Annotated in this window: 23 protein-coding genes; 7 read left to right on the top strand and 16 right to left on the bottom strand. The window is 70.8% G+C overall.

Annotated features, from left to right (window positions below; translation table 11 throughout):
• Positions 1-128 precede the first annotated feature (128 nt).
• Entirely contained in the window at positions 129-950 is an 822-nt protein-coding gene (locus ABZ464_RS27190) for an SURF1 family protein (RefSeq protein WP_359280567.1), read from the top strand.
• On the opposite strand, the gene ABZ464_RS27195 is transcribed toward ABZ464_RS27190, so the two are convergent.
• The 4 genes from ABZ464_RS27195 to ABZ464_RS27210 all read right to left on the bottom strand — a co-directional run bounded on the left by ABZ464_RS27195 (position 920) and on the right by ABZ464_RS27210 (position 5386).
• The gene (locus ABZ464_RS27195; protein WP_359280568.1) at positions 920-2065 is read right to left on the bottom strand and encodes a hypothetical protein; all 1146 of its coding nucleotides are present in this window, start codon (positions 2063-2065) and stop codon (positions 920-922) included. The genes ABZ464_RS27190 and ABZ464_RS27195 overlap by 31 nt on opposite strands.
• A complete protein-coding gene (locus ABZ464_RS27200; protein ID WP_055633089.1) occupies positions 2062-2655 on the bottom strand; it encodes a SigE family RNA polymerase sigma factor in 594 nt (197 codons plus the stop codon). The genes ABZ464_RS27195 and ABZ464_RS27200 overlap by 4 nt, the downstream gene beginning before the upstream one ends.
• A gap of 401 nt (positions 2656-3056) precedes the next feature.
• Positions 3057-4115, bottom strand: coding sequence for an aspartate-semialdehyde dehydrogenase (locus tag ABZ464_RS27205; protein WP_359280569.1), 1059 nt, complete (start codon positions 4113-4115; stop codon positions 3057-3059).
• Positions 4115-5386, bottom strand: a complete 1272-nt coding sequence (locus ABZ464_RS27210) for an aspartate kinase (protein ID WP_067256580.1) — start codon at positions 5384-5386, stop codon at positions 4115-4117. The genes ABZ464_RS27205 and ABZ464_RS27210 overlap by 1 nt, the downstream gene beginning before the upstream one ends.
• 218 nt (positions 5387-5604) lie before the next feature.
• On the opposite strand from ABZ464_RS27210, the gene ABZ464_RS27215 reads away from it, so the two are divergent.
• Positions 5605-6279, top strand: coding sequence for a response regulator transcription factor (locus tag ABZ464_RS27215; RefSeq protein ID WP_359280570.1), 675 nt, complete (start codon positions 5605-5607; stop codon positions 6277-6279).
• Complete coding sequence (locus tag ABZ464_RS27220; protein WP_359280571.1) at positions 6276-7637, top strand: HAMP domain-containing sensor histidine kinase; 1362 nt, start codon at positions 6276-6278, stop codon at positions 7635-7637. Before ABZ464_RS27215 ends, ABZ464_RS27220 begins: the two co-directional genes overlap by 4 nt.
• 207 nt (positions 7638-7844) lie before the next feature.
• On the opposite strand, the gene ABZ464_RS27225 is transcribed toward ABZ464_RS27220, so the two are convergent.
• Both ABZ464_RS27225 and ABZ464_RS27230 read right to left on the bottom strand, forming a co-directional pair.
• On the bottom strand, positions 7845-8351 hold the full coding sequence (locus tag ABZ464_RS27225) for an SgcJ/EcaC family oxidoreductase (protein ID WP_359280572.1): 507 nt from the start codon (positions 8349-8351) through the stop codon (positions 7845-7847).
• A 108-nt stretch (positions 8352-8459) separates the two neighbouring features.
• A complete protein-coding gene (locus ABZ464_RS27230) occupies positions 8460-8642 on the bottom strand; it encodes a hypothetical protein (protein WP_359280573.1) in 183 nt (60 codons plus the stop codon).
• A 120-nt stretch (positions 8643-8762) separates the two neighbouring features.
• On the opposite strand from ABZ464_RS27230, the gene ABZ464_RS27235 reads away from it, so the two are divergent.
• Positions 8763-9476: a sulfite exporter TauE/SafE family protein gene (locus tag ABZ464_RS27235; RefSeq protein ID WP_359280575.1), complete on the top strand. Its 714-nt coding sequence runs from the start codon at positions 8763-8765 to the stop codon at positions 9474-9476.
• Here the strand turns inward: ABZ464_RS27235 and ABZ464_RS27240 are convergent, their stop codons facing one another.
• The 3 genes from ABZ464_RS27240 to ABZ464_RS27250 all read right to left on the bottom strand — a co-directional run bounded on the left by ABZ464_RS27240 (position 9477) and on the right by ABZ464_RS27250 (position 11585).
• The gene (locus ABZ464_RS27240) at positions 9477-10055 is read right to left on the bottom strand and encodes a Uma2 family endonuclease (protein ID WP_359280770.1); all 579 of its coding nucleotides are present in this window, start codon (positions 10053-10055) and stop codon (positions 9477-9479) included.
• A gap of 50 nt (positions 10056-10105) precedes the next feature.
• On the bottom strand, positions 10106-11092 hold the full coding sequence (locus ABZ464_RS27245) for a hypothetical protein (protein WP_359280577.1): 987 nt from the start codon (positions 11090-11092) through the stop codon (positions 10106-10108).
• A gap of 322 nt (positions 11093-11414) precedes the next feature.
• Positions 11415-11585, bottom strand: coding sequence for a hypothetical protein (locus ABZ464_RS27250; RefSeq protein WP_359280578.1), 171 nt, complete (start codon positions 11583-11585; stop codon positions 11415-11417).
• 183 nt (positions 11586-11768) lie between these two features.
• Here ABZ464_RS27250 and ABZ464_RS27255 point away from each other — a divergent pair, with 183 nt between their 5' ends.
• Positions 11769-16262, top strand: a complete 4494-nt coding sequence (locus ABZ464_RS27255) for a hypothetical protein (RefSeq protein WP_359280579.1) — start codon at positions 11769-11771, stop codon at positions 16260-16262.
• Positions 16263-16265: 3 nt separating this feature from the next.
• Here the strand turns inward: ABZ464_RS27255 and ABZ464_RS27260 are convergent, their stop codons facing one another.
• From ABZ464_RS27260 to ABZ464_RS27270, 3 genes are all read right to left on the bottom strand, one after another.
• Entirely contained in the window at positions 16266-16925 is a 660-nt protein-coding gene (locus ABZ464_RS27260) for a DUF5063 domain-containing protein (RefSeq protein WP_359280581.1), read from the bottom strand.
• Positions 16918-17517, bottom strand: coding sequence for a recombination mediator RecR (gene recR, locus ABZ464_RS27265; protein WP_359280582.1), 600 nt, complete (start codon positions 17515-17517; stop codon positions 16918-16920). Before recR ends, ABZ464_RS27260 begins: the two co-directional genes overlap by 8 nt.
• 108 nt (positions 17518-17625) lie before the next feature.
• Positions 17626-17970: a YbaB/EbfC family nucleoid-associated protein gene (locus ABZ464_RS27270; RefSeq protein ID WP_359280583.1), complete on the bottom strand. Its 345-nt coding sequence runs from the start codon at positions 17968-17970 to the stop codon at positions 17626-17628.
• 232 nt (positions 17971-18202) lie between these two features.
• Between ABZ464_RS27270 and ABZ464_RS27275 the strand changes: the two genes are divergently transcribed.
• Positions 18203-18949 (top strand): SLATT domain-containing protein, encoded by a 747-nt coding sequence (locus ABZ464_RS27275; protein WP_359280585.1) that lies wholly within the window; start codon positions 18203-18205, stop codon positions 18947-18949.
• Positions 18950-18977: 28 nt separating this feature from the next.
• On the opposite strand, the gene ABZ464_RS27280 is transcribed toward ABZ464_RS27275, so the two are convergent.
• From ABZ464_RS27280 to ABZ464_RS27295, 4 genes are all read right to left on the bottom strand, one after another.
• Positions 18978-20513 (bottom strand): substrate-binding domain-containing protein, encoded by a 1536-nt coding sequence (locus ABZ464_RS27280; RefSeq protein WP_359280586.1) that lies wholly within the window; start codon positions 20511-20513, stop codon positions 18978-18980.
• A 98-nt stretch (positions 20514-20611) separates the two neighbouring features.
• The gene (locus tag ABZ464_RS27285) at positions 20612-22465 is read right to left on the bottom strand and encodes a serine/threonine-protein kinase (protein ID WP_359280588.1); all 1854 of its coding nucleotides are present in this window, start codon (positions 22463-22465) and stop codon (positions 20612-20614) included.
• A 78-nt stretch (positions 22466-22543) separates the two neighbouring features.
• Entirely contained in the window at positions 22544-23002 is a 459-nt protein-coding gene (locus ABZ464_RS27290; protein WP_359280589.1) for a MarR family transcriptional regulator, read from the bottom strand.
• Positions 22999-23607, bottom strand: a complete 609-nt coding sequence (locus ABZ464_RS27295; RefSeq protein ID WP_359280591.1) for a type 1 glutamine amidotransferase family protein — start codon at positions 23605-23607, stop codon at positions 22999-23001. The genes ABZ464_RS27290 and ABZ464_RS27295 overlap by 4 nt, the downstream gene beginning before the upstream one ends.
• Positions 23608-23789: 182 nt before the next feature.
• Between ABZ464_RS27295 and ABZ464_RS27300 the strand changes: the two genes are divergently transcribed.
• A complete protein-coding gene (locus tag ABZ464_RS27300; protein ID WP_359280592.1) occupies positions 23790-25145 on the top strand; it encodes an aspartate aminotransferase family protein in 1356 nt (451 codons plus the stop codon).
• Positions 25146-25163 lie beyond the last annotated feature (18 nt).

Here is a 25163-nt window from a genome sequence, read left to right on the forward strand (position 1 = left end):
CGCGGCCTGTGGATAACCTTTACATCCACGCAGGTCAGGCGAGTGTCGGTGGTGACTGCAACGACTGCTCACCGAGGGGTGCCGACCCCGCGCCCGAGTGCGGGCGCCGTGCCACGTACCGTGGTGGCGTGTACCGGTTTCTGCTGACGCCCCGCTGGTGGGGGATCAACGTCTTCGTGCTGCTGGCCATCCCCTTCTGTGTGTTCATGGGGTCGTGGCAGCTGAGCCGGTTCGAGGCGCGGGTCGACGACCACCGGACGGCGAAGGCGCAGGCCGAGACCGACCGCGAGGAGGCGGCCCGGCCGCTCGCCGAGCTGCTGCCCGTGGACAAGGCGACCGTCGGCAAGCAGGTCACCGCCACCGGCCGGTACGGCAGGCAGCTGCTGGTGCCCGGCCGGGAGCTGGACGGGAAGAGCGGCTACTACGTGCTGACCCTGCTGCGCACGGACGGCGGCAGGGCCCTGCCCGTCGTCCGCGGCTGGCTGCCCGGCACGGCGAATGCCGCGAAGGCCCCCGCGCCGCCCTCCGGCGAGGTCACCGTGACCGGCGCGCTCCAGGCCTCCGAGCAGCCGGGCGACAACGGGGTGAGCGCCCGGGGCGGCCTGCCGTCCGGGCAGACCGCCGCGATCAGCGCCGCGTCCCTGATCAACCTGGTGCCGTACGACGTCTACGACGCCTGGGTCACCCTCGACACCGCCGACGCCGGGATGACGACGGTGCCGGTGAGCTCGGCCCCGGACACGGGGCTGGACCTGAAGGCGTTCCAGAACCTGGGCTACACCGGCGAGTGGTTCGTCTTCGCCGGGTTCGTGGTGTTCATGTGGTTCCGGCTGCTGCGCCGCGAGGTGGAGTTCGTGCGGGACGCGGCCCTCGGGATCGCTCCCGAGGAGGCCGCGCCCTCCGGCGCTCGGGCCTCCGCTCAGGAGGACGCCAGCACGCCCGTCCGGTAGACCGTCCCCGCGCAGGCGTTCGGCACGGTCGCCGAGACCGTCGTGGAGCCGTCGTCCGCGGTGTAGGTCACGAGCACGCTGCCGTCGGCGGTGCCGTCCTCGGTGAGCAGCTGGGTGGTGGTGCCCGTGGTGGTGTCCCCCGTACTGCTGGACTGCTCGGTCGGCGTCGGGGAGGGCGAGGACTCGCCTCCGGTGCTGCCGCCGCTGGTGCTCGTGGTGGGACAGGTCTCGGTCGGCTGCCAGGCGAACCTCACCTCGTACGCGGACCCCGGCGCGAGGGCGTACTGGGTGACGTAGAGGGAGGGGTCGGGCAGCGCGGCCGCCGCGTCGCCGGAGGCGTGCTGCACCACGGTGATCTTCGTGGCGTCGGCCGCGCCCTGGGCGGTCGGGGTGACGGTGACGGCGCCGGCGACGGTACAGGCCGTACCGGAGACGTTGGCGACGCGGAAGGTGCCGTAGACGATCCCGGCGGAGTCGGCGCCCGCGACAGCGGCCGAGGTCGAGCCGAGCTGGGACGCGGAGCAGACGGGGGCGGCCTGGGCGGTGGTGGAGGAGGACTCACTGCCGCTGGAGGCGCCGGTGCTGCCGGTGCCCTTGCTCGTACCGGATTCGGTGGTGCCGCTCTTGCCCTGCTCGTCGGTCTTTCCGGCGGAGTCGCCGACCCTGCCGCCGGTGGCCCCGTCGGGCCCCTTGCCCTGGCTGGTGCCGCCCTGGGCCTGGGAGGCCTGGCCGGCGATGGCGGGGTTGGCGTCGGAGCCGCCCGCGGCGGAGACGTGCAGGACGGCGGGGACCGCGGTGCCGACGAAGAGCGCGGCGGCGGCCATGCCCACGGCGGCCTGCCGCTTGCGGGCGCGGCGGGCGGGGACGGCGCGGCGCAGATGGTCCAGGCTCCCGTCGCGCGGTTCCATCTCCTGGACCGCCTGGTGCAGCATCCGGCGCAGTGCCAGCTCGTCCGAGTCGAGCCCGCCCCGGCCCTGGTCGTCGAGGTGGTGGTTCACGGTTTCGTTCCCAGCGTGCGAGTGCTTCGGATCATCTGTCTCCGGCCGCATCGGCTCATGCCACGCGTACGGCTCGTGGCGCTCGTGCGCGTCGCGGCCCTCGGGCTCGTCGTTCACGCCGCCGCCTCCATCGCGATGCGCAGGGCGGCTATGCCGCGGGAGCCGTACGCCTTGACCGACCCGAGGGAGATGCCGAGGGTCTCGGCGACCTGGGCCTCGGTCATGTCGGCGAAGTAGCGCAGGACGAGGACCTCGCGCTGGCGGCGCTGGAGGCCCTTCATGGCCTTGATGAGGGAGTCGCGCTCGAGCTGGTCGTACGCGCCCTCCTCCGCGCTGGCCATGTCGGGCATCGGCTTGGACAGCAGCTTCAGTCCGAGGATGCGGCGGCGCAGGGCGGAGCGGGAGAGGTTGACGACGGTCTGGCGGAGGTAGGCGAGGGTCTTCTCCGGGTCGCGGACGCGTTTGCGCGCCGAGTGGACACGGATGAAGGCCTCCTGGACGACGTCCTCGCAGGAGGCGGTGTCGTCGAGGAGGAGAGCGGCGAGACCGAGCAGGGAGCGGTAGTGGGCCCGGTAGGTCTCGGTGAGGTGGTCGACGGTGGTACCGGCGGCCACGGCGTTCTCGGCGGAGGCGGGCTGCTCGGCGCCGTCACGCTGGCTGGGGATGCGGGTGGGCCGCGCTGCGGGCATGGGCGCGATCACCGGCATGCCGCCGGGCACCCCGGCGAGGCGGGGTCGGAGGACGGCACGTGCCCTGGGAAGTTCGAGTACCTCTGCCACGCCAGTTGGACACACGTCCCCCCGTGGAGGTTGTACGTGCCGGGCGTCACTTTTCCGTCGGACGAGGCCACGCCTACCCGTCTCATGTGTCCCGCTCTTCCCTTGTATCCCATATGAACGGGCGTCCCCACGCCCGGATCACGGCGTCCCCACGCCGGGACCGCAAAGACGCTCCCCGCCCTGCGCGCGGTTGCACAGAACGGGGAGGAAGTCTTCGGCAATCTTCAGACGACAACGCTGTCCGAGACAAGTGGCCTGAACCATCGACCGGCTCACACTTTGCCACGGCCCCTGGCCAGGGCATTTGCCGATCGTTCCTGACCCGCGGGTCAGTTCCGCTCGGCCGCCACCAGCTCGGCGATCTGCGCGGTGTTCAAGGCGGCCCCTTTGCGCAGATTGTCCCCGCAGACGAAGAGTTCCAGGGCGGTCGGGTCGTCCAGGGACCGCCGGACCCGGCCCACCCAGGTCGGGTCGGTGCCGACGACGTCGGCCGGCGTGGGGAACTCCCCCGCCTCCGGGTTGTCGAACAGGACGACCCCCGGCGCGGTGGCGATGATCTCGCGGGCGCCGTCCACGGTGACCGTGTCCTGGAAGCGGGCGTGCACGGTCAGGGAGTGCGTGGTGACGACCGGCACCCGGACACAGGTCACGGCCACCGGCAGCTTCGGCAGTCCGAGGATCTTGCGGGACTCGTCCCGCACCTTCATCTCCTCCGACGACCAGCCGTCCTCCCGCGGCGTCCCGGCCCACGGTACGACGTTCAGCGCGACCGGCTCCGGGAACGGCCCGGTGTTCTCGCCGACGGCCCGCCGTACGTCACCGGGGCAGGTCCCGAGCTCGGTCCCGGCGACCAGCGCGATCTGCTGCCGGAGCGTCTCCACCCCGGCCCGCCCGGCCCCGCTGACCGCCTGGTACGAGGACACCACCAGCTCGCGCAGCCCGTACGCGGCGTGCAGCGCGCCCAGGGCGACGATCATCGACAGGGTGGTGCAGTTGGGGTTGGCGACGATCCCGCGCGGCCGGATGTGCACGGCGTGCGGATTGACCTCGGGGACGACGAGCGGCACGTCCGGGTCCATCCGGAAGGCCCCCGAGTTGTCCACGACGACCACGCCCTTGGCGGCGGCGATCGGCGCCCACCGCGCGGCGACCTCGTCCGGTACGTCGAACAGGGCGATGTCGACCCCGTCGAAGGCCTCCTCCGACAGGGCCACGACCTCGGTCTCCTCGCCGCGCACGGCCAGCTTGCGGCCGGCGGAGCGCGGTGAGGCGACGAGACGGATCTCGCCCCAGATGTCCGCCCGCTGGGACAGGATCTGGAGCATGACGGTGCCGACGGCCCCGGTCGCCCCCACGACCGCGAGCGTCGGCCGGCTGCTGTGGGGCATCAGCGCCCGGTGCCTCCGTAGACGACGGCCTCGTCGCTGTCGGAGTCCAGCCCGAAGGCCGTGTGCACGGCGCGGACGGCCTCGTTGACGTCGTCGGCGCGGGTGACGACCGAGATGCGGATCTCGGAGGTCGAGATGAGCTCGATGTTCACCCCCGCGTCGGACAGGGCGGTGAAGAAGTCCGCGGTGACGCCGGGGTTGGTCTTCATGCCCGCGCCGACCAGCGAGATCTTGCCGATCTGGTCGTCGTAGCGCAGCGAGTCGAAGCCGATGCCCTCCTTGTTCCTCTCCAGCGCGTCGATGGCCTTGCGGCCCTCCGCCTTGGGAAGCGTGAAGGAGATGTCGGTCAGCCCGGTGGAGGCGGCGGACACGTTCTGCACGATCATGTCGATGTTGATCTCGGCGTTCGAGATCGTCCGGAAGATCGCGGCGGCCTCGCCCGGCTTGTCCGGCACACCGACGACCGTGATCTTGGCCTCGGAGGTGTCGTGCGCGACACCGGAGATGATGGCCTGCTCCACCTTGCGGTCCCCAATCGGCTCACTGCTGACCCAGGTGCCCTGCAGCCCGCTGAAGCTGGACCGGACATGGATCGGGATGTTGTAACGGCGGGCGTACTCCACACAGCGGTGGAGCAGCACCTTGGAGCCGGAGGCCGCGAGCTCCAGCATGTCCTCGAAGGCGATCCAGTCGATCTTCCGGGCCTTCTTCACCACCCGCGGGTCGGCGGTGAACACACCGTCGACGTCGGTGTAGATCTCGCAGACCTCGGCGTCGAGCGCGGCGGCGAGGGCGACGGCGGTGGTGTCCGAGCCACCGCGGCCCAGGGTCGTGATGTCCTTCTTGTCCTGGCTGACACCCTGGAACCCGGCGACGATGGCGATGTTGCCCTTGTCGAGGGACTCCCGGATGCGGCCCGGCGTGACATCGATGATCCGGGCTTTGTTGTGGACCGAGTCGGTGATGACGCCTGCCTGGCTGCCGGTGAAGCTCTGGGCCTCGTGGCCCAGGTTTTTGATCGCCATCGCCAGCAGGGCCATGGAGATCCGCTCTCCGGCGGTCAGCAGCATGTCGAACTCACGCCCGGCAGGCATCGGTGACACCTGCTCGGCGAGATCGATCAGCTCGTCCGTCGTGTCGCCCATCGCGGAAACGACGACGACCACCTGGTGGCCGTTCTTCTTCGCTTCCACGATCCGCTTGGCGACGCGCTTGATGCCCTCGGCATCGGCTACGGAGGAGCCTCCGTACTTCTGCACGACAAGGCCCACGTGCGCTCCTCGCTCAGTTTGTCTTCTTTCCGCACATACGCCCTCGTACTGCGGTCGGCTCAGTCTAACGAGCGCCCGAAATTCACCCCCCGAGTACCGCATCGTGAGATGTGATCGCGAGGTTCCGGACGCCCGTTCGCAGACTTCCCTTCCCACTGAAACGGAAGTGATAGCTGTGAATTAAGTTTCAAGCAGTTCCTACGCACTATCGTGCGGCTGTGCACGTACTCCTGGTGGAAGACGACGAACCGGTCGCCGAGTCCCTGCGGCGCGGACTGAAGCGCTACGGCTTCGAGGTCGACTGGGTCACCACGGGCGCCGCCGCCCTCGCCCACACCGACCCCCACGACGTCGTCCTCCTGGACCTGGGCCTGCCCGACACCGACGGCCTCGACGTCTGCAAGGCGCTGCGCGAGCGCGGAAACGTGCCGATCATCGTGATCAGCGCGCGCAGCGACGAGACGGACCGGGTGGTGGGCCTGGAGCTCGGCGCGGACGACTACGTCTCGAAACCCTTCGGGGTCCGGGAGGTCATCGCGCGGATACGGGCCGTGATGCGGCGCGCGCAGCCCCGTACGGCGGAGGGGGCCGCGGCCGGTCCCGACCGGTACGGGGCCCGGCTGACGATCGACCGCAAGGCGGCCCGGGTGCACGTGGACGGCGCGGAGGTCGCCCTCGCGCCCAAGGAGTACGACCTGCTGGCCTTCCTCACCGAGGAGCCGGGCGCGCTGATGTCCCGCGAGCAGATCATGGAAGCGGTCTGGGACGCGAACTGGTTCGGCCCGACCAAGACGCTGGACGTGCATGTGGCGGCGCTGCGGCGAAAGCTCACGGGGGTCGTCACCATCGAGGCGGTGCGCGGGGTGGGCTTCCGCCTGGAGATCGCGAGATGAACCGCCAGCTCATCCGCAGCTACATCCTGCTCGTCGCGGTCGCCATCCTGCTCTTCACGGTGCCGGTCGCCTTCACGCTCACCAAGCAGCTGCGCGACGACACCGAGCTGTCCGTCCAGCGCGAGGCCAACACGATGGCCCTGCTGCTGGGCAACGGCGACAGCATCTCCTGCGAGGCACTGACCGCGGCGGCCGACGCGTACGGGGAGGAGACCCCCGGCCTTGTCCAGGTCACCCCCACCCGCACCTGCACCCCGGACCTGCCGCGACCCGCCGAGGACGCGGCCCTGAGCCGGGCCGTGCACGCGAACGAGCCGACGACCGACTGGGGTTCCGCCTTCATCTGGGGCCGGAACCTGACGGTCACCGTCCCCGCGAAGGGCGACACCTCCGTACGGATCGTCTACTCGACCTCCGACATGACCCGGCGCCTGTGGTCGATCTGGGGCTTCCGGGCCGGGCTCGCCGTGTTCGTCCTGGCGGCGGCCGCCGCGATCGGCGCCTACGCCGCCCGCCGGATCACCGCGCCCCTGCGCGAACTCAACTCCATGGCGAGCAAGTTCAGCGACGGCGATCTGACCGCGCGCTCCCCGGTGACGGGCCCGCCGGAGACCCAGACCCTCGCCCGCACCCTGAACCAGGGCGCGGAACGCCTCGACACCCTGGTCGCCTCGCAGCGCATCTTCGTCGCGGACGCCTCCCACCAACTCCGCACCCCGCTCACGGCGTTGCGGCTGTCGCTGGACAACATCGCGGACGGCGTGGACGACGAGTTCGTACGGGAGGACGTGGAGCAGGCGACGGCCGAGGTGGTCCGGATGAGCCGGCTGGTGAACGGCCTGCTGGTGCTGGCGCGGGCCGAGGCGAAGGTGACGGCCGCCGAGCCGCTGCCCCTCGGGGACATCGTGGCCGAACGCCTGACGGTGTGGAGACCGGCCGCCGACGAGCGCGGAGTCACCATCGCGCTCAGGGGGAGTAGTGTCGGCGACCGGCCGTCTGTGCTGGCCAGCCCCGGTCACCTGGACCAGGTGCTGGACAACGTGCTCTCGAACGCGCTGGAGGTCTCACCGGACGGCGGGACGATCACCGTACGGCTGGAGCCGGGGTCCGGTGCGCGGGAGGTGGTCCTCTCCGTCGCGGACGGCGGACCGGGTATGTCGGACGCGGAGAAGTCCCGCGCCTTCGACCGCTTCTGGCGCGGTCAGGGCCTGACCGGACGCTCCGGTTCCGGCCTCGGCCTCGCGGTCGTCAAACAGCTGGTGACGGACGACGGCGGGACGGTGGCCCTGACGGACGCGCCGGGCGGGGGCCTGTGCGTGAGGATCACGCTACGGGCCGCACCGCGCTCGGGCTCCTAGTGCCGCGGCAGGCAACGTTTGCCCGTCAAGGAGCGGCGTCCGGTGCGTGCTCTGGGGGTCCCCCCTCTGGGGGAGTGCCGGCCGGAAGCCCTCGTACTGGATGTACTTGGGCTTTCGGCCGGTGCGGCGAGAGGGCGTGCCGGGCGTCGCGACGGGGCAAACGTTGCCTGCCGGGGCACTAGCGCTCCCGGGGCTCAGCCTGCGGGCTCAGCTCTCGGGCATCGCGGACGAGTGGTGGTTCACGATGAGCCACTTGCCGCCGCGCTTCTCGTACTCGTAGGTGTAACGGGCCTCCACCGCGCGCTTCTTGCCGGTGGCGGGGTCGGTGAGCGTGAACTCGTAGATGCCGGCGTCGAGGGCGGAGTTGCTGTCGAGGACGTTGATGTGCGTCTCGATCTTCTTGCCGACCGGCTTGTTCTCGAGGAAGTGCTCCATGTAGTCGACGATGCCGGCGCGGTCCGTGCGGACCTTGTTGGAGAGGGTGGGCAGCAGGACCGCGTCCTTGGCGTAGCGGTCCGCGACCTTCTCCGGGTCGCCGGTCTGCAACGCGGCGTTCCAGCCGTCGAAGAGGGCGGCGATCTGCTTCTTGCTGGGCTTGTGGGCCTGGTGGGCCTTCTCGGGCCCGGCCGCACTGACTCCCGCCGTCACCGTGGCGGCGGTGACGAGGGCGGTGGCGGTGACGAGGGCGGCGCGTATGCGGGTCTTGCGGGTCATCGCAACTCCTGTGCGGATGGTGCCTGTTGGGATGACTCAAGACTCGCGTCCGGCCGGTTAGCGCCCGTGCAGCGGTCGTACAGCGGACGTCCAGGAGGCGTCCAATTCTCAGCCGGCGGCCCGCCGCCCCCGCACCAGGCCGACCCCGGCCCCGAGCGACACGACGCCCATCCCCACCGCGGTCATCACACCCTGCGATCCGTCCACCACGAAGGGCGCGGCCGCGGCGACGGCGAGGTTGAACAGGAAGAGGAACCACAGGACGGGACGGGAGGAGAGGAGCGACTTCATGGCGGGAGTCCTTGGGGATTCGGTGACCGGTGACTTCTGCTTGCAAGAACAACGATCCCGTCCCCGACCTGCGGAAAGGAGAGAGCGCACTCCCGGACCGATGGTGTAGTCAGGTACACCATGGAACTACTCTTGCCGGCGATCGTCCTGCTGGGCTCGTGCGTGCAGTGGTTGACCGGCATGGGCTTCGCCCTGGTGGCCGTCCCCGCCCTGATCCTGCTCCTGGGCCCCGCCGAGGGTGTCGTCCTGGCGAACTGCGCGGCGGGGGTGATCAGTGCGGCGGGCCTGGTGGCGGGCCGGCGCCGGGTGCGTCCCTCCGCGATGATCCCCCTCTGCCTGGCCGCGGCGTGCACGGTCCCGGCAGGCGCCTGGCTGACCCGCCGGCTCCCGGAGTCCACGCTCCTCTTGCTGATGGGGGGTTTGGTGACGGCCGCGACCCTGCTGGTCCTGCGCGGCGCGCGCGTCCCCGCCCTGCGCGGTCTGAGGGGCGCGATCGCGGCGGGGGCGGTGGGCGGCTTCATGAACGCGGCGGCGGGCGTCGGCGGCCCGCCCGTCTCCCTCTACGCCGTCAACGCGGGCTGGACGGTACGGGAGTTCGTCCCCAACGCCATGTTCTACGGCGTCCTCGTCAACGCCGTCTCGGTGGCGGCGAACGGCGTGCCGTCCCTGACCGGCGGCCAGTGGGCGTCGGTCACCGTCGCGATGCTCCTGGGCGCGCTGACCGGCCGCGGCCTCGCCGGACGCCTGCCGGAGCCCCGGGCCCGCCTGCTGGTCCTGGGCCTGGCGCTGGCGGGCGGGGTGACGGCGGTGGTGAAGGGGCTGTGGGGGCTGTGATCAGTCCGCGAACTCCTTGAGCGGCTCGGTGTCAAGGGTGATGTTCACGGGCTGCGGGAGCTTGACGGTGGCGCCGAAGGGCAGTTTCTCCTCGTGCCGGTATCGGCCGTCTTCCGGCTGATTGAAAACGATCAGTGAGCAGTCGTCGCGGTCGATGAGGAGGTAGACGGGGATACCGGCGGCCGCGTATCCGTCGGGCTTCTCGACTCGGTCACGCTGGTGTGTGTCGGAGTCGTACGACGTGACCTCAACAGCCATCAGAGCGCCGTCGGCCTCCGACCACTCGCCCTGCCCTTTCAGCGCACCCACGGGAACGAGAACGCCGTCCGCACGGGCGCGTCCCTTGCGATAGCGCTCCGTCTTCAGACCGCTCTCCGAATGCAGCCATAGATCAGGGCGATACTGCATGCACACCCGTTGCAGCCACGCGATCATCTCGCAGTGGTTGCCGTCCGCCATGGGCTTGACCACGACCTTCCCATTGATGAACTCCAGCCACACGGTCTCCGGGGCATGGCGTTCCAGCTCCTCGAACTCCTCGACGGACATCTGGGGCCGGTCTTCGATCCTGGGGGTCATGGCGTCGCCTCCTCGACTCCATGGTGCCCTGACCGGGACGTCCTGCACGCTCATACGAGCCCCGCCGCGCGCCGCAGGATGTCGACGCGTTCGGTGACGCCGATGACCTCGTCGGCACCGACCAGCCCGCCGCCTTCCTCCCGGCGCGGCCCTGGCAGGAAGGTGTCCGGGACGGCGCCGCACACCGGCCCCTCGGCCTCGATCAGCGCGATGCACTCGTCGCACAGGCCTCCGCGGACTTCCACGGTGCGCTCGTCGGCGTCGCACAGCCCACAAGCCATCAGCACGCGGGTCACCTGGGCACGGCGGGCGGCCTTCTGCGGTGCTTTCGCCTTCTTCGGGGGCGGCTGCGGGGGCATCTTCGTCTCCAGTCGCTTGCGGGCGAGTCCGCCCGGGTTGGTGACGGCGGGCGGGAGCCCGTCGGTCAGGGCCTTGGTGATGTCGTGCGGTGTCGCGCCACGGGCCAGCCACTCGGCGGCGAGGGATTCGAGGGAGTGACAATCGCGGTCGGACAGCGGCATGCGGGCGTCTGCCTCACGGAGTCCGGCGAGGGTCTCGTAGGCGGTGCCGGGCTGCTCGGCGGTGTCCTCCGTCGGCGGCTCGGCCTCGTCCACGGCCGCGGCTTCCTCCCGGGGCTCCTCCCGCTCGGCGTGCGCCAGCCCGGCCAAGTAGTCCTCGGTGACGTCCTTGCCTTTCAGCTTGTGCGCGAAGTCCGCCCACCACTCCTCCGACCTGCGGGTACGCGACCAGTACGTCCGCGTCACCCACCTCATCGAGTCGTCCTCGAGTGTGATGTGCTCCTTGATCCAGCGCAGCTGGCCGGCGAGGGTGAGGCGCCCCATGGAGGTGCGGACGGCCTGCTGGCCGTAGCGGGGATGGTGGGCGGCGATGGCCTTGTAGCCCATCGCGTGGCCCACGTCGAGGTGGTCCACGAAGACGGCGATCTCGCGGTCACGGGGGCTCAGATGTGCGAAGTCGGCGTCTGCGTGCGGGTCTTCGTCAGCGGCGAGGCGTTTCCCGTACCCCGTTTTGGCCATCGGATGCGTCGGGGACGGCAGGGCAGGACTAGGCTGGGCGTAAGCCACCATCGAAGCCTCGATTCGATCGGTCGGTCAGGCCCCGGAGCCGGTGTTAGTGACACCGACCGGGGCCGATCTGGTTGCCGCGAACCTAGATGCCCCTCACGTTCCGCCGCAAGCCGATCACGGAACGTCACCCTTTCGGCGTAGACCGCCTCAACTCACGTTCAGGCAAGGTTGGTTGGGATGGATTTCTCCAACCCAGAACCCAAGGGGAGAGCTCGAAGCCCGAGGCGCGAGCTTCGGGTCGACCTGCGCGGATGCCGGTGGACGACGGACTTCACCGCTTCCCCCGCACGGCCCGCACCACCTCGGCCACGGCGATCAGAATCCGTGCCCGGTCCTTCGACTCAGCTCCGTCGAGAGCGGACCGGACGACCAGGACGGCCGCGGCAGCGACGATCAGCAGGGTGAGGACCATGGCCGCGGCAGCGGCGACGAGGGGGTCCAAGGCGACTCCTTCGGGGCGTCGTACGACGTGCTGGATGACGTGGTCGACGGTGCCGGGGCGAAGCGTTTCGCGGCGTCGGGCAATCTTCCGGATCGGGGGTTGATGCCCAGGTCAGAACGGTAGCTTGGGACCTCGCGAGTCGGCCGAGTCGCCCGACTCGGTGGACGGACGGGGACGGGAACCATGACCGAGCCGGTGGGCTACTGGAAGGCGCTGCAGAGACTCGTGGAGCTGGCGGGCAGGCCCAGGGCGGCTGCCGTGCACGCGGCGATGGCCAACGAACGGCCCCGCCAGGCAAAGGTCCCGGCGGAGAGCACCGTCGCCGACTGGACTGCGTTGCGCCGGGTCCCTCGCGACGACGACGAGCTGAAGCTCTTCCTCACGGCGCTTCATCACCTGGCGCGGTCCCGGGCGCGGCATCCGGCCCCCGCCTTCCACACAGAGGTCCAGTGGCGACGGATGGCGGAGAAGGCCCGGGCCGAGCGGCGCGGGAGGTCCAGGGCGAACGACTCGTCGCCGCCCCAGGTCCGCCCCGGTGCCCGCCCGGACTGGCAGGCGGACGTCACCGACTCCCTGGTATGGCAGTCTGTCCAGCCGGACAACCGCGAACAGACGGAGGTCCTGCGTCAGCAGGCGCGAGAACTCGTCGGCCGACTCGGCGAGTTGTACGACGACGTGCGCCCTGCGCTGACCGACGACCCCTGGCATGACGAAGAGCTGGCACGGCGGACGTCCCGCAGGATCAACCAGCTCGTCCACTCACACTGGCGGGGCACGGAGGGCTTCCTCTCCCCCGCCGAGGCCGCGCTCATCGCCCTGCTGCCCTACCTGCACCACGTGCACCGATCGCGCACCGCGGCCGATCTTGCCCGCGTCGACCCCACGGACCTCGGACAGCGGGAAACTCCGGACGAGGAGCGGCGGGCGTACGAGGTCGTGCTGCGGGCGCACGAACGGCTCGTCCGACGCGCTGAGGCACAGGTCCCGGACGGACGGCCCGACGGACGGCCGACGATCGGCTGGTGGCTGTTCCACCAGTGGGCGAAACAGCAGCCGGGCCGGCTTCACATCCTGATGACGGACCTGGACGCCGAGAAATCCGGCCTCGACACCGTGGCCGTCCTGCTGGAACCGGAGCTCCTGTCCCGCCTGCTGTCCTGCGCGTCCGCGGGGCACAAAGAGCTGTTCCACCCCACCCGGACCGAGCACCTGCGGGACGACCCCTTCCAATTCGGCTTCCATGGCCGCGACTTCCAGACGGTACGGGAGCGCCTGATCGGTCCGCTGTTCGCCGTCGCCCACGCCATGGCCGTCGAGGTCACCGACCTGTCCTCGGTGATCGTCCGGCACGTGGGCATCCCGGAGGCGCTGGATCCCGCCAAGCTCCTGACAACGGTCGAGAAGGCGACCTGGCAGTCGCGGCGGGACGGTTTCGGTCTCAGGGCCAGGTGCGATCACCCCGCTGTCGTGGCCGCCCTCACCGAGCACACGGAGCGGCTGGAGTCACTGCTGCGGGCCGTACGACACGGGGGCACACCCGAACTCGGTGCCCTTCCTCTGTACACCCGGGCCGACGAAGTGCGCGAGGTCGACGACACGGGCGCGCCCGTACTGGTCGACGCGCTCGTCCGCTTCCGGCTCGACGAGGAGCGGGTACAGGAACTCCTCATGGGCGAGAACCTCTACCGGGACCGCTCCCTCGCCATCCGCGAGCTCTACCAGAACGCCCTGGACGCATGCCGCTATCGCCGGGCACGGTCCCTCGCCGCCGACGAGTTCAGTGGATACGTGGGAAGGATCGAATTCGAGCAGGGCTTCGACGACGCCGAAGGGCGGTTCTACCTCCAGTGCCGGGACAACGGCGTCGGCATGGACGAGCTGACCCTCTCCGAGGTGTTCGCCCAGGCGGGGGTGCGCTTCACCGACCTTCCCCGATACCAGGAGGAACGGCAGGAGTGGCAGCGCCGCGGAGTCACCATGCACCCGAACAGCCGTTTCGGGATCGGGGTGTTGAGCTACTTCATGCTGGCCGACGAGGTGCGGGTGACGACCTGCCACATGGACCGGCTGGAGGGCCGTTTGCGCGAGCTGACGGTTCTCATCACCGGCCCCGGCCACTACTTCCGTGTGCGGCCCACCGGCGAGTCCGGAACGATCGGGACGACGGTACGGCTGTATCTGCGGGAGGGTGACAAGGCCCCTTCCTGTGTTCGGGAGTTGCGCAGGCTGTTGGGCATCGCCGAGTTCGGTACGACGGCGCGGCACGGCTCGCAGACGGTGAAGTGGCAGCCCGGTGTGCTACAGCCGCGAGAGGACCTGACCATCCGCCGTGACGGCTTCGAGGCACACGGTCGTACGGCGTCGTGGTCCACCGGTCCGCAGGGGGCGAACGGGCAGGTCGTCTGGTGCGAGCACGGCGGGGGACTCCTGGTCGATGGAATCCACACCACGCCGCGTGTCCGCAAGGGAATCCTGAGCGATCCGAACGGCACCGGCCGACTGCGGGGCGCGGTGGTCAACCTGGCCGGCACGACGCGCCCACGTCGCCTGTCCGTGGACCGGACCGAAATCCTGGACGACGCCGGCCTGGATGTGGAGGGGCTGATCAGGGCGGCGCTGCCGACACTACTGGCCTCGCAACCGGCGCTGCTCACTCACGAGTGGCTGTCCTCTGTTGCAGTCCGCAGTCCCCGCCTCGCCGACATCGTGACAGAGGCTGGTGGGGCGGAGGGCCACCTCCTGGGCCTGGACGGGCTTCCGTCGGACATGGCTGTCGCCGGATACCTTCAGGATGATGTCGCCATTCTGCACGGTCGGGATCTCCCTGGCTCATCCACCTTTCACCCCGAGGAACGCGCAGACGACGTCAATCGGCTCTGGAGGCTGCTCGCCCACCGGCCGCATGTCATGCTGACCGCACTGGCCGAGCTCGTGCCGGAACTGAACCAGGTCGAGCGCGTTCTCCCTGCTCGCCCCTCCGATGCCTTCGTCTGGGACATCACCGGCCCGGAAACCGCGCTCGCCACCGCTGTCGCGTGCGGCGGCTCGTACCGGTCGGTGCTGGCCCGCATGTCGGAGCTGTGCCTGCCCACTCCTGCACTGCCGGAGCGCGAACCCGCCGTCGACGACATCAACCTCGCGCTGCTTTCCGAGACGTACGGCACATCTCCGGGACGTCTGCTCTGGGCCCATGTCGAGTTCGGCATCAGCGTCAGTGAAGCCGTCGAGCGTCTCGAGGCCTTCGGCCTCGTCTTTCCGGACGTGCACCCGCGCACGGAGGACGCGGACGAGCAGGTCCTGCGTCTGCTCAGTGCCACTCTGAACGGCACCGCCCCATGGCTCGCTCCCGGGAAACCCGTGCCCCCAGGACATCTGATCAAGGCGCATCTCGAACTCGGCATGGACATCGACACGGCCGCGCTGTGGCTGAGAAGGTTCGGCCTCACCGTCCTGGAGACGAAGGCGACGGACACTCCCCTCGCTCAAACGCTGCGCCTGCTCAGTCATGACGCGGACGGCGACCGATTGCTGGACCCCGCCGACGCCGTCCCGGTACAGCATGTCTTCACCGTCGCCGCCGAATTGGATCGGTCTCTGCCAGACGTCGCCCAGGAGCTCCGTGCTCATGGCTTCGACATCGCGTCCCGCCCGGTTCTCGATCGGCTGACGGATGACATGCTCAGGGAGAGTGCGGATTGGGGCTGGACACGGGACGACTGGGTCAGGCTGTGCGGCGACGAGATCGTGCCACCGGGACTGCTCGTGCGTGCCGCCCGTCGACGGGGCGGCTCCCTCACGGAGACAGCGCTCATCATCCGCGCTCTGGGCCTCACCCCACCCGCCACGCTGCCCGAGCGCGCGGATGACGAGGACGAGATCATCTTCAGGGGCTCGCTCGGGGAACCAGCCCGCTGGCTGACGGCGGGCAGCCACGTCTCCGCTTATCACCTGGCACGCGCGAGCCTGGCCACCGGGCTGTCACCGGCGACGGTGGCGTCCCGGCTGCGCGCCTACGGTGTGCTGACCCCCGACGCGCCTTTTCCACCCGCTGCCGTCCCGGACGACGAGCAACTGCTCCTCCCCAAACACATGCTGTCCAACAACCGCCGGATCGCTGCTCTCAGCCGTGCGATCCGCCTGGCCGATCAGCTCAGTCTGCCGAGGCACTCAATGGTTCAGCGCATGGGGCAGTACGGAATCGCCGTCCAGGGCTCCGCATCGGCGGAAGCACTGGGTGCCCTCAACTCCGAGCTGCTGAACCGGTGTCACAGGCGGGAGGGTTCGCGACGGGTGCTGGTGGAGCCCCTTCCTCTGCATCACCTCGTGGGCGCCGCGACCCATCTGGGCATGGCCTGGGATGAGGCTGTGCGCCAGATGAGTTCCCTCGATCTCCGGATCCGCGGTGACGTCACGGCCGAACTGGACGGATTCGACCGGCGACTCTGCACGCGGGGATCGCGGCCGACCGGAAACGACCGGCTCCACCTGGACGAGCCGATCCCGGACTATCTCAGCATCGTGAAGAGCAGCAAACTGCCCGCTCCCGACCTCGTCGCCCGCCTCGAACGCCTGGGCGTGGATCTGGACCGTGTCCGAGCTGCCGTCCGAACCGCGCTCCCCAAAGTCCCTGGGCTCGTCATGCGGTCCGAGGCGGAGGAGGCGCACCCCCCCGAGTGAGGGTTACTTCGTGCGGCCCAGGCCCAGTTGGTCGGCGATCTCGACCTCCATCACCTTGCCCGCCTCGAACTCCAGGGTGTCGTCGCCCACGCCCTGGTCGGTGTCCAGGCCGTCGAGTTCCTCGAGCGGCTGGTCCAGGCGGATGTGGGCGAGGACGGAGTGCAGGGCGCGCAGGGTCGCGGAGGCGGTGGAGCCCCAGTTGGAGAAATAGGAGAACTGCCACCACCACAGGGCCTCCGTGGTGCGGCCGGCGCGGTAGTGGGCCATGCCGTGGCGGAGGTCGGTGATGACGTCGGCGAGGTCGTCGGAGATCCGGGCCGGGACGGGGGCCTTGCGGGGCTCGTAGGGGTCGAAGACCTCGGAGTAGACGTCGACCGGTTCGAGGAGGCGGCCGAGGTTCTCACGGAGTTCGTCGACGTCCGCGTCCGGGCCCGTGTCGGGCTCGTACCGCTCGTCCGGGAGGATGTCCTCGTGTGCGCCGAGGCGGCCGCCCGCGAGGAGGAGCTGGGAGACCTCCAGGAGGAGGAAGGGGACGGCTGAGCCCGGTTCGTCGCCCTTGGCCACCTCCGTGACGGCCACCAGGAAGCTCTCCACCTGGTCCGCGATCTGGACCGCGAAGTCGTCCGGGTTCTGGTCGGTCGCGTGCAGCGTGGCGTCAGACATCTAGGAGTCGTCTCCCCTCGAAGGCGCGGCCGAGGGTGACCTCGTCCGCGTATTCCAGGTCGCCACCCACCGGGAGGCCGCTGGCCAGGCGGGTGACCTTCAGGCCCATGGGCTTGATCATGCGGGCGAGGTACGTGGCCGTCGCCTCGCCCTCCAGGTTGGGGTCGGTGGCGAGGATCAGCTCCGTGACCGCGCCGTCCGCGAGGCGGGCCAGCAGTTCCCTGATCCGCAGGTCGTCGGGGCCGACGCCCTCGATCGGACTGATCGCGCCGCCCAGGACGTGGTAGCGGCCGCGGAACTCACGGGTCCGCTCGATCGCCACGACGTCCTTGGGTTCCTCCACGACACAGATGACGGACAGGTCGCGGCGGGCGTCGCGGCAGATGCCGCACAGCTCCTCCTGCGCCACGTTCCCGCAGGTCGCGCAGAAGCGGACCCTCGCCTTGACCTCCATGAGGGCCTGCGCGAGCCGCCGTACGTCCGTCGGTTCCGCCTGGAGGATGTGGAAGGCGATCCGCTGCGCGCTCTTGGGACCGACGCCGGGCAGCCGCCCCAGCTCGTCGATGAGGTCCTGGACCACGCCTTCGTACAACGGACTGCCGTCCTTCCTGGGGTTCCTTGCAGTACGTACGGTAGTTGGCCGGGGCCCTTCTGAGAAAGGTCGGAAGGGAAGGCCACAGGGACAGAAGGGGCAGGAGGGTCAGAAGGGCAGGCCGGGAATGCCCGAGCCGCCGCCGAGGCCCTGGGCCAGCGGGCCGAGCTTCTGCTGCTGGAGCGTCTGCGCGTTCTGGTTGGCCGCCTGGACGGCCGCCACGATCAGGTCGGCGAGGGTCTCCGTGTCCTCCGGGTCCACCGCCTTCGGGTCGATCTTCAGGGCGCGCAGCTCGCCGGAGCCCGTCACCGTCGCCCTCACCAGACCGCCGCCCGCCTGCCCGTCGACCTCCGTGTTCGCGAGCTCCTCCTGGGCACGGGCCAGGTCCTGCTGCATCTTCTGGGCCTGCTGGAGCAGCTGCTGCATATTGGGCTGGCCACCACCGGGAATCACGATCAGCTCCTGTCTGCGTTTTTCCTGTCTGGCACGAGCCTACGTGCTCGATGAGCGCATCGCCCCGCCACTCTTTCGAGTGAGTCTTTCCGGCGGCGTATACCTGATCAAGGCCCACTTCCGGGCGGAAAAGCGACGAAAGCTTCCCCTTCGCCACCCATAGGGAGGTAGGAAGGGGCCGGCACATCAGCATCAGACGTTACGCGGAGTCACTGAGTCATAAGGGAGTGCCGTGGGTCAGCCGGAGATGCAGCCCGAGGGTCCGCCTCAGGACGGGTGGGGCGAGGGTGCGGCCGGGCTGCGGCCGGGCGATCTGACCGGGCGGGCGTTTCCGCTCGGGGACTGGGGCGAGCCGGCGGAGCGGCTGGAGGAGCTGTACCGGTGGGTGGAGCGGGGGGCGCTGCAGACGGCGGCCTGGTATCTCGCGGACCGGGTGTGGAAGCGGCGGGGGGCGCGGGTGCTGCGCGGCGGGGCGGCGGCGGGGGCGGTCGCCGGGGCGGGGCTGCCGCTGCTCGATCTCACCGGGGTGATCGGCGGGGTGGCGCCGTGGGGCTATCTGGCCCTACTGCTCGCGGTGTCGTGTGTGGCGGTGGACCGGTTCTTCGGGGTGACGTCCGGGTGGATAAGGGATGTGGCGACGGCGCAGGCGGTGCAGCGGCGGCTTCAGGTGCTGCAGTTCGACTGGGCGAGCGAGAGTGTCCGGGAGGTGCTGGGGCCGGCGGAGGGGACGGCGAGTGAGGCCGCGGAGCGGTGTCTGGCGGTGCTGCGGCGGTTCTCGGAGGATGTGATGGAGCTGGTGCGGGCGGAGACGGCGGACTGGATGGTGGAGTTCCGGACGGGGGCGGCGCCGCTGGGGATCCAGTCGGCGGTGGTGTCCGGGGGGCGGCAGGAATCGGGGGTTCAGGGCCGGTTTCCGATGCCTCCCGGTACCAATTCCCGACCGAACATGCCACGTCAGCGGCCGCCGGAGCCCCGGTGAGCGTTCGTCGGTGCACGACTGCCCGCAGCTACCCCTGGTCGGCGCACAGCTTCAGGCCCTCCGGGGACCAGCACGGGAGGTGGCCGTGGGTGCGGATGACGTCCTGGCCGTTGCCCCTCGTCAGGTAGGTGAGGAAGCTGGAGGCGAGGGAGTCGGCCGGGGGGCGGCCGTAGGTGTAGGCGTATTCGATCTCGCGGTACGGGTAGTCGCTGGTGCCGTGTTCGATCGCGTCGACGGAGAGCGGTTCGCCGTCGAGGTCGAGCGGGTGCAGCCCCTTCGCACGGTCGGCGAGGTTGAGCTCGCTGTAGCCGATGGCGCCCGGGGTGGCGGCGACCGTGCTCAGCACCTGCTGCGTGGAGTCCAGTTCGCAGCGCACGACCGGTGAGGACGGATAGTCCTTGTGCGCGCAGTCGGCGGAGGAGTTCTCGATCTCGCCCCGGCCCAGCACCCGCCGCTGGAACACCTGCCGGGTCCCGGAGTTGGCGTCCCGGCTGACGAGGACGACCGGGAGGTCGGGGCCGCCGAGCCGGCTCCAGTTGGTGATCTCGCCCCGGTAGAGGCGGCGTACGGCGGTCGTGGAGAGGTTCTTGAGGTGGATGTCGTCGTTGACGACGAGGGCGAACACCGACACGGCGACCCGGTTCTCGCGCAGTTCCTCCAGGCCGGCCGGTTTGGGGCCGTCGGAGAGGGCGATCAGCGGCGGCGAGCCCTTCTCGGCCTCGGCGCCTTCGGCCGTCAGCTCGCGGATGCCCGCCGTGGAGCCGTGCGCGTCGACGGTGATGCCCGCCCCCTCGCAGTCCTCCCCGTAGGCGCGGGCGACCTCGCGGACCACGGGGGCGAACGCGGTCGAGCCGGTCACGGTGAGCGTGCCGCGCTCGCAGCCGATCGGGGGCGGGGTGTCGTCGCGGACGACGACGATCGTCGCGAGGGTCACCACGCTGAGCGTGAGCATGATGGAGATCAGCCGGGCGGCCCGGCTGAACAGGGGCGGTGTGTCGTCGGGGGCCGCGCTGCGGTTGGGATGCACCTCGCCGTCGCGCAGCCCGCCGTAGAGCCGGATGCCGCGGCCGATGTCACCGCCGGAGAGCAGGACGAGCAGCTTGAAGTGGTCGCCGCGGTTGAGCGGGACGCGCGGGATGCGCAGGGTGTTGCCGTCGTAGCCGAAGCCCCGGTCCGCGCTGAAGTGGTCCATGAGGTGGTCGGTGTCGGTGGGCTGGGTGACCGAGACCCCGCGGATGGTGCGGTCGGTGAAGACGGCGGTCAGGCCGTGGCGTTCGGGCCCGGTGTAGTCGTCCCGGGCGATGCCCTGCGAGCCGTCGTTCTCGATGCGGAGCAGGACCAGGGTGGCGTCGACCATGTTCGGGGTCTCGTCGAAGAGGCCGAGGCGGCGGTTGGCGCGCCCGGATCTGACGTCGTCGCCGATGGGGTTGTCCATCTGCACCCGGTAGCCGATGCGTTTGCGGCGCGGCACCCGGCGCTCGTACCAGACCATGACACCGGACGCGACGATGCCGAGCACCGCCGTCCCGACGGCGACGACGTTCTCCGCGTTCAGCCAGTCCACTGTGGGTGCCCCCGCAACTCCCGACAGTCGCTCGTGAGTTCACCGTACGACTGTCCGAGCGCGGATTCCGGTCAGGTCGGCGGACGTTCGCCGGACGTTCACCGGCGGCTGTACGTCAGCTTCTCCCCCGTGTCGGCGTTGACGCGCTGCAGCTTGCCGTCGGCCAGCAGGGTGACCTCGGTGGCGGCGCCCGCGGTGCAGGAGGAACGGGGCTTCCCCGAGGTGACGGTGGACGGGCCGATCTGCAACGGGCCTTTCCCGTCGGGGCGTTCGGTGAGCTCGGCGGTGAACTCGCAGTGGTAGGCGTCCCCGTCGGCGACGAGCGAGAGCACGGCGTCCCCGACCTTGCCCTGCTTGATGGTCAGCAGCCGGGTGTTCTCGCCGGTCTCGTTGTCGATCGTGGTGGTCCAGGTGCCGAGGTAGCCGGCGGGGACCGCCCCGCCGCCCGTCTCGGAGGCGGACGGCGAGGGGGAGGAGGACGCCGAGGACTCGCCGCCGGAGGGGGTGGGGTCGGAGGACCGGGCGCCCGTCGTACGGCTCGGCGACGGGCCCGCCTTGTCGTCCGCGGAGCCGTCGCCGCTCAGCAGCCCGTACAGCGACCCGCCCGCCGCGAGCGCGACGACCAGCGCGATCGCCGTCAGCAGCACGGTCGTACGGCGGCTGCGGCCCGACGGCTCGGGCTCGTCGTCGTAGGAGTCGTGAGAGGGCTGCGCGTGGTGAGGAGCGTGTGGGGTGTGAGGGGCGCGTGGGGCGTACGGCGGGGGCGCCCCCACCGAAGAGTCGGCGCCGTACGGCGAGGGACTGTGCGGCGGTGACCCCTGGGTGCCGCCGAAGTCGCCCGTGTAGGGGTTGTAGGGCGCCGACTGGCCGTAGCCGGCCTGCGGGTGCTGCTGGGTGTGGCCGTACGCCGGGTGCGGTACGGCGGCCGGGGCGGGGGGCGCCGGGGTGCCGGGGCCCGCGATCCGCGTCCGCGGTACGGCCCCGGGTGCTCCGTCGGGGTGGCCCGGCCGGCCGCCGTGCTCCGGGGTGCTCTCCGGGTCCTCCGTCTCCAGCAGGCGTACGGCGTGCTGCCCGAGCTGGGCGACCAGCGCGCTCGGCAGCCAGGGTTCGCGGGAGTGGCCGTCGACGAGGGTGTTCCCGGTGCCGGTGCGCTCCAGGATCCAGGCCAACGAGGGGCGGGCGGCGGGGTCCTTGCGCAGACAGGCGCGGACCAGGTCGGCGATGCCCTCGGGGACGCCGGAGAGGTCGGGTTCCTCCTCGACGATGCGGAACATCAGGGCGTGCTCCCCGCCCTCGCCGCCGCCGAAGGGGAGGGTGCCGGTGGCCGCGTAGGCGAGGACGGAGCCGAGGCAGAAGACGTCGCTGGCGGGGGTGATCGGTTCGCCGCGCACCTGCTCGGGGGCCATGAAGCCGGGTGAGCCGACGACCGCTCCGGTCCGGGTGAGGCCGCTGTCGCTCACCGACTCCAGGGCCCGCGCGACACCGAAGTCGATCACCCGGGGGCCCTCGATGGTGACCATGACGTTGGACGGCTTGAGGTCGCGGTGGACGATCCCTGCGGCGTGGATGTTGGTGAGCGCGTGGGCGAGGCCGGCGGCGAGGATGCGCACCGAGCGCTCGGGGAGCGGGCCGTGGTCGTGGCCGACGACCTGCTGGAGGCTGGGGCCCGCGACATAGCCGGTGGCGACCCAGGGCACGGCGGCCTCGGTGTCGGCGTCGAGGACGGGCGCGGTCCAGAAGCCGCCGACCCGCTGCGCGTTGCGCACCTCCTGCCGGAACCGGGCCCGGAACTCCTCGCGCGCGGCCAGCTCCGGCTTGACCAGCTTGACCGCGACGGTCCGCCCCCGGTCCGAACGGGCCAGGTAGACCCGCCCCATGCCGCCGGCGCCCAGCCGTGCGAGCAGCCGGTAGGCCCCGATGCGCTGTGGATCCTCCGGACCCAGCTTCTCCATGGTCGCCTCACCTTCCCCCCACACTTGCGATCGAGCCGAGGATAAACCGGCCGTTCGGGGAGTCGTGTGGCGCGATGTCTACGGTTCCGTAACGGGGGGTTCCAGTCCGTCCAGCACCTCGGCCAGCCGCTCCAGCACCCGGACGGCCTCGGCGAGCTCCGCCTCCCCGTAGGCCGCCGCCAGACGGTCGGCGAAGGCCGCGTGCCCGGGGTCGATGCGGGCGACGGCCGCCCGGCCCTCCGGGGTGGGGGCGAGCAGCTTGGCGCGGCGGTGGGCCGGGTTGGGCCGGTATTCGGCCAGGCCCTTGCCGACGAGCAGATCGGCGATGCGCTGCACGCTCTGCCGGGTGATGCCCATGACCCGGGCGATCCCCGACACCGGCAGCGGCTCCGCCAGGACCGCCCCCAGCACCTGCCACCAGGCGGCGCTGATCCCGGCGGGCCGGGCGAGCTCCTCGGCGACCGCGAGGAACTGCCCGTTCAGCCGGAACACGCCGAGGGCGCTGCGGCTGAGCAGTTCCTGGCGCGGGCGGCTCACCGGTCGGCCGTCGCCTTCTCCAGCACGGCGTAGGCGGCCGGGTCGGAGTCGTGGAACAGCCGGTACCAGGCGTCCAGTACCTCGCCCTCGTGCACCCCGAGGAGCCCGAGGACCTCCCGGGCGAAGGCGACGGGCTCGGTCGGCCCGGCGGTGATCAGTCCGCCGTCGGTCACGGCGTCCGCGTCGACGTACCGCTCCCCGCCGCCGTAGCCCGTCGCGGCCAGATAGAAGGAGACGGCGCTGGTGTGGTCGCGGTCGTCGAGCAGGCCCTCGCGGGCGAGTCCGGCGGTGGCGCCGCAGATCGCGGCGACGGGGGTGCCGGCGGCGAGGAACTCCCGCGCCTTGCGGGCGAAGGGCGCGAGGTCGTCGGTGGCGTCCCAGAGGTCGGCGCCCGGCAGGATCAGCAGGCTGCTGTCCTCGGGCCGTACGGCGTCCAGGGCCAGGTCGGGCAGGACGCGCAGTCCGCCGATGCTCACGACCGGTTCCCCGGTGGGGCCGACCGTGCGGATCTCGAACCCGGCGCGGGCGAGATGGGCGGTCGTGTGCCCCGTCTCCCAGTCGGCGAGCGTGTCGTAGACGGCGAGATGCACGGGTTTGCGATTCATGCCACCAGTAGTCATGACAACAGGCTGTCACTTGGACAGTAAGCTGTCAATCCGCCATGCCGCCCAGCCGTCCAACCGCCCCGACACCTCCCCCACTCCCGACAACCTGTCGTGGAATCCCCCCGCCCACGGAACAAAACGCCGATACCGCCGCCCCCCACCCCGCTCCTACGCTCCCGGCCATGACCCCTCAGACCGACTCCCGGGCCGGCGCCGCCGTGAAGGCCGCGGACCGTGCGCACGTCTTCCACTCCTGGTCCGCCCAGGAGCTCATCGACCCGCTCGCCGTGGCCGGCGCGGAGGGGTCGTACTTCTGGGACTACGACGGCAAGCGGTACCTCGACCTCACCAGCGGGCTCGTCTACGCCAACATCGGCTACCAGCACCCGAAGGTCGTCGCCGCGATCCAGGAGCAGGCCGCGCGGATGACCACCTTCGCGCCCGCCTTCGCCGTCGAGGCCCGTTCCGAGGCCGCCCGGCTGATCGCCGAGCGCGCCCCCGGCGATCTGGACAAGATCTTCTTCACCAACGGCGGCGCGGACGCCGTCGAGCACGCCCTGCGCATGGCCCGGCTGCACACGGGCCGCCCGAAGGTCCTCTCCGCCTACCGCTCCTACCACGGCGGCACCCAGCAGGCGATCAACGTCACCGGCGACCCGCGCCGCTGGGCCTCCGACAGCGCCTCCGCCGGGGTGGTGCACTTCTGGGCGCCCTTCCTGTACCGCTCCCGCTTCTACTCCGAGACCGAGGAGCAGGAGTGCGCGCGGGCGCTGGAGCACCTGGAGACGACGATCGCCTTCGAGGGGCCCGCGACCATCGCCGCGATCATCCTGGAGACCGTCCCCGGCACGGCCGGGATCATGATCCCGCCGCCCGGCTATCTCGCCGGCGTCCGCGAGATCTGCGACAAGTACGGGATCGTCTTCGTCCTGGACGAGGTGATGGCCGGGTTCGGGCGCACCGGTGAGTGGTTCGCCGCCGACCTGTTCGGGGTCGTACCGGACCTGATGACCTTCGCCAAGGGCGTGAACAGCGGCTATGTGCCGCTCGGCGGGGTCGCGATCTCCGGCGCGATCGCGGAGACCTTCGGCAGGCGGCCCTACCCGGGCGGGCTGACGTACTCCGGGCATCCGCTGGCCTGTGCCGCCGCCGTCGCCACGATCGAGGTGATGGCCGAGGAGGGGATCGTCGAGCAAGCGCGGAACCTGGGCGCGTCCGTCGTCGAGCCGGGGCTGCGGGCGCTGGCCGAGCGGCACCCGAGCGTCGGCGACGTGCGGGGCGTGGGCATGTTCTGGGCGCTCGAGCTGGTGAAGGACCGCGAGACCCGTGAACCGCTCGTCCCCTACAACGCGGCCGGCGAGGCGAACGCGGCGATGGCGGCCTTCGGCGCGGCGGCGAAGCAGGCCGGGGTGTGGCCGTTCCTGCACATGAACCGCACGCATTTCGTGCCCCCGCTGAACGTCTCGGAATCCGAGGTGAAAGAGGGCCTCGCGGCCCTTGACCAGGCCCTTTCGGTCGCCGACGAGTACACCGGGTAGGCACAGGGCGGGGACAGC

The sequence above is a fragment of the Streptomyces sp. NPDC005820 genome (genome assembly GCF_040630255.1).
GTDB lineage: Bacteria > Actinomycetota > Actinomycetes > Streptomycetales > Streptomycetaceae > Streptomyces.

Bases quoted from the DNA above. Each gene is read 5' to 3' on its own strand.
- ABZ464_RS27225 (WP_359280572.1), bottom strand. From the start codon at position 8,351: ATGACCCGCAAGACCCGCATACGCGCCGCCCTCGTCACCGCCACCGCC.
- ABZ464_RS27235 (WP_359280575.1), top strand. From the start codon at position 8,763: ATGGAACTACTCTTGCCGGCGATCGTCCTGCTGGGCTCGTGCGTGCAG.
- ABZ464_RS27285 (WP_359280588.1), bottom strand. From the start codon at position 22,465: ATGGAGAAGCTGGGTCCGGAGGATCCACAGCGCATCGGGGCCTACCGG.
- ABZ464_RS27220 (WP_359280571.1), top strand. From the start codon at position 6,276: ATGAACCGCCAGCTCATCCGCAGCTACATCCTGCTCGTCGCGGTCGCC.
- ABZ464_RS27255 (WP_359280579.1), top strand. From the start codon at position 11,769: ATGACCGAGCCGGTGGGCTACTGGAAGGCGCTGCAGAGACTCGTGGAG.
- ABZ464_RS27200 (WP_055633089.1), bottom strand. From the start codon at position 2,655: ATGCCGGTGATCGCGCCCATGCCCGCAGCGCGGCCCACCCGCATCCCC.
- ABZ464_RS27205 (WP_359280569.1), bottom strand. From the start codon at position 4,115: ATGCCCCACAGCAGCCGGCCGACGCTCGCGGTCGTGGGGGCGACCGGG.
- ABZ464_RS27260 (WP_359280581.1), bottom strand. From the start codon at position 16,925: ATGTCTGACGCCACGCTGCACGCGACCGACCAGAACCCGGACGACTTC.
- ABZ464_RS27295 (WP_359280591.1), bottom strand. From the start codon at position 23,607: ATGAATCGCAAACCCGTGCATCTCGCCGTCTACGACACGCTCGCCGAC.
- ABZ464_RS27300 (WP_359280592.1), top strand. From the start codon at position 23,790: ATGACCCCTCAGACCGACTCCCGGGCCGGCGCCGCCGTGAAGGCCGCG.
- ABZ464_RS27230 (WP_359280573.1), bottom strand. From the start codon at position 8,642: ATGAAGTCGCTCCTCTCCTCCCGTCCCGTCCTGTGGTTCCTCTTCCTG.
- ABZ464_RS27240 (WP_359280770.1), bottom strand. From the start codon at position 10,055: ATGACCCCCAGGATCGAAGACCGGCCCCAGATGTCCGTCGAGGAGTTC.
- ABZ464_RS27245 (WP_359280577.1), bottom strand. From the start codon at position 11,092: ATGGCCAAAACGGGGTACGGGAAACGCCTCGCCGCTGACGAAGACCCG.